Origin of the sequence: Chamaesiphon sp. VAR_69_metabat_338, from assembly GCF_031423935.1 — a bacterium.
Taxonomy (GTDB): domain Bacteria; phylum Cyanobacteriota; class Cyanobacteriia; order Cyanobacteriales; family Chamaesiphonaceae; genus Chamaesiphon.
Genome location: NZ_JANPGM010000477.1, coordinates 1 through 2,402, shown reverse-complemented (window position 1 = coordinate 2,402; position 2,402 = coordinate 1). Strand labels below are relative to the sequence as shown.

The following is a 2,402-nucleotide window of genomic DNA, read 5'->3' as shown; positions in this document are numbered from 1 at the left end:
GATCGATCGATATGATTACTCAAACAATGGTACAGCCGTCGTTCTGGATTGAAGTTGGTATCCAGATCCAAAAAGTGCGCGGACTCAATCTGTTTAAGTTTACTGACGATCTGCAAGCCCGTCTCGAAGTTTTAATCGATCGTCAAAAATCCGATCTCCTTACCACTGAAGAAACCAGCGAACTTACTGGCATTACCGAACTCGATCGCATTTTTACACTGATGAACGCTCGAATTATTGGTGAATAATGAATTAGGCAAACTATGGGTTTCTCAACAATCTATCTCCGTCCCTTCTATTTCGATCGACCGATCGAACCCGAACATGCGAATATTTTGAATGAATTTAGTGAAATCGAGCACGAAGATGAATCTGGAAATCCTGGTGGTGAGGGAAAACCACCAACTTACTATTGTCAGTGGATTCCAACTAGAGACAATCAAGGATTGGAATGGGACAAAAACGAGAAATTTTACTATGGAAAAGAGTGGTTAATCTATTTAATCGAACACTTTATCGAGCCGTGGGGGTACAAGCTAAACGGTGAAAATCCCTGGTACATTGATGACTTCCAATATGCAGGAATACTCTCAGTAGCTGATAATATTGTGAGCGAGGAGTCAAAAGATATATCAGAAATAAAGGATAGGTACGGTGAATTTGACTTTTAATAATTTATCTATTTGCGAATGTAGAAATGACGAATTAATTATTAGCCTCAAAGATTGGGGCTAGTTGAAGATCTGTAGGTTGGGTTGAAGAATGAAACCCAACATTTCTAGGATATTGGTGAGTTAGTTGGGTTTCGCTTTCGCTCTACCCAACCTACGGATTTATGAAATTACTAGCATTTCTGGAGAAAACCGATGACTCAACCTTCTTTACCCCAACCGCAGTTAGAGCCAACTGGCATCACATCGGAACAATACATAGCGTATACTCCTGAAAAACTAGAGCTATGGAATGGATTCTATGGTTACGGCGGACAAGATCTCACAGGGTTTCATCTGGCTGTTTTGACTAATATGGGTTTACGCGCAGCCGTCCGCGAAGTTCCGTTCGCACTCTTGCTAGAAGCTATCCAAGATGTTGTCTCACAAAATCCTAAATTCGGTCTAAATAATGAGGTCGGATCTGCAATGCTCGATCGATTGAATCGAGGTTTAGAGGAGTTGGATGCTGTTGCCGATTATCTATCAGAATCAGAGTAAGGTCACTCGCTATCGTCAATCACTCATTCTACTCCTTCTCTAACACCTGTAGCCTTGTTACTGTTACGGGCTGCTCTGCGCTGGCGACCTGCTTGTTTAATCTCTTCTGCATTCCAAGGGGTTGGCTCGCCGCTGTCAATTCCGTTCTGAATTTCTTGCCGAAGCTGCTCTAACTTAACTGCTTGCAAACGATCTTGTGCATCCATCAGCCGTAAGGCTTCACGAACAACCTCACTTACACTGTTATAAAGCCCACCTGCTACCTTCTGCCGCATCATCTCTTCGAGTTGGGGAGTCAAGCTAACATTGATTGTCATGGGATAGCCTTATTGCAATTCACACAATAAACACTGGCAATCATTGTCAATCTTTGCCAGTGTTTATTTTGAGAAGGCACGTAAAGCATCTGGTAGGGGCAATTCATGAAGCGGCGCATCGAACGGGAGGTTTCCTCCCGTTTGTGTGCGACAAGACATTGCCCCTACCAGATGACTAGTTGTAGGTTGGGTTGAAGAATGAAACCCAACATTTCTAAGATATTTGTGTGTCAGTTGGGTTTCGCTTGTGCTCAACCCAACCTACAGATTTTCAAGTTATTTAATGCTTACACACTTCGCGGATGGATTCTAAGCCAACGCGATTACAGAAATCACCGAAACCTTCATCGGGCTTTCGATCGATCTTAAAGTACTCCAATATCGGCGTGAAGAAAGTCTCCAGATCGTTAATGTGCATTCTGTCTGTGTATACCTGCGCCAGACGCGTTTGAGCGGGACAGCCAGCCAGCCACACTTGATAACTTTCGGGGAAGCTACCGACAAAGCCGACTTCTGCCATATAGGGGCGGGCGCAACCGTTGGGGCAGCCAGTCATGCGGATGACAAATGGCTCATCAGGTAAGCCTAATTTGTCCAGGAGGACACGAAAACGCTCGTTAACGCTGGGGGCTATCCGCTCGGATTCGGTGACGGCTAGACCGCAGGTAGGCAGGGCTGGGCACGCCATCGAGTAGCGGACGAGGGGATCGATGTTGAGGGGATCTGGTTCGATGCCATTGTCGAGCAGGATTTTGTGAATATTATCTCGATCGGCTGGATCGATATCGTAAATCAATACGTTTTGATGGGGCGTGACGCGCATCGGGATTTGATACTTCTGCACGATTTCTCTCAACGCGGTGCGGAGTTTAAA

4 protein-coding genes and 1 pseudogene are annotated in these 2,402 nt (G+C 45.1%); 3 read left to right on the top strand and 2 right to left on the bottom strand.

What is annotated here, in order from left to right:
- The first annotated feature begins 11 nt into the window (after positions 1-11).
- The 3 genes from RMO84_RS13230 (at position 12) to RMO84_RS13220 (ending at position 1,211) form a co-directional block, all read left to right on the top strand.
- Positions 12-248 carry a hypothetical protein gene (locus tag RMO84_RS13230; protein WP_396135852.1) on the top strand — a complete coding sequence of 79 codons (237 nt, stop codon included), beginning with the start codon at positions 12-14 and terminating at the stop codon, positions 246-248.
- A gap of 15 nt (positions 249-263) precedes the next feature.
- Positions 264-671 carry a hypothetical protein gene (locus RMO84_RS13225; protein WP_310488918.1) on the top strand — a complete coding sequence of 136 codons (408 nt, stop codon included), beginning with the start codon at positions 264-266 and terminating at the stop codon, positions 669-671.
- A 195-nt stretch (positions 672-866) separates the two neighbouring features.
- On the top strand, positions 867-1,211 hold the full coding sequence (locus RMO84_RS13220; protein ID WP_310488917.1) for a hypothetical protein: 345 nt from the start codon (positions 867-869) through the stop codon (positions 1,209-1,211).
- Positions 1,212-1,234: 23 nt separating this feature from the next.
- Here the strand turns inward: RMO84_RS13220 and RMO84_RS13215 are convergent, their stop codons facing one another.
- A complete protein-coding gene (locus RMO84_RS13215) occupies positions 1,235-1,528 on the bottom strand; it encodes a type II toxin-antitoxin system ParD family antitoxin (RefSeq protein ID WP_310488916.1) in 294 nt (97 codons plus the stop codon).
- A 280-nt stretch (positions 1,529-1,808) separates the two neighbouring features.
- Positions 1,809-2,402, bottom strand: a pseudogene (locus tag RMO84_RS13210) (sulfite reductase, ferredoxin dependent); the annotation flags it as partial.

What these genes read in the sequence shown, in the direction of transcription:
- RMO84_RS13215 (WP_310488916.1), bottom strand. Translation starts at nt 1,528, where the DNA reads ATGACAATCAATGTTAGCTTGACTCCCCAACTCGAAGAGATGATGCGG.
- RMO84_RS13230 (WP_396135852.1), top strand. Translation starts at nt 12, where the DNA reads ATGATTACTCAAACAATGGTACAGCCGTCGTTCTGGATTGAAGTTGGT.
- RMO84_RS13225 (WP_310488918.1), top strand. Translation starts at nt 264, where the DNA reads ATGGGTTTCTCAACAATCTATCTCCGTCCCTTCTATTTCGATCGACCG.
- RMO84_RS13220 (WP_310488917.1), top strand. Translation starts at nt 867, where the DNA reads ATGACTCAACCTTCTTTACCCCAACCGCAGTTAGAGCCAACTGGCATC.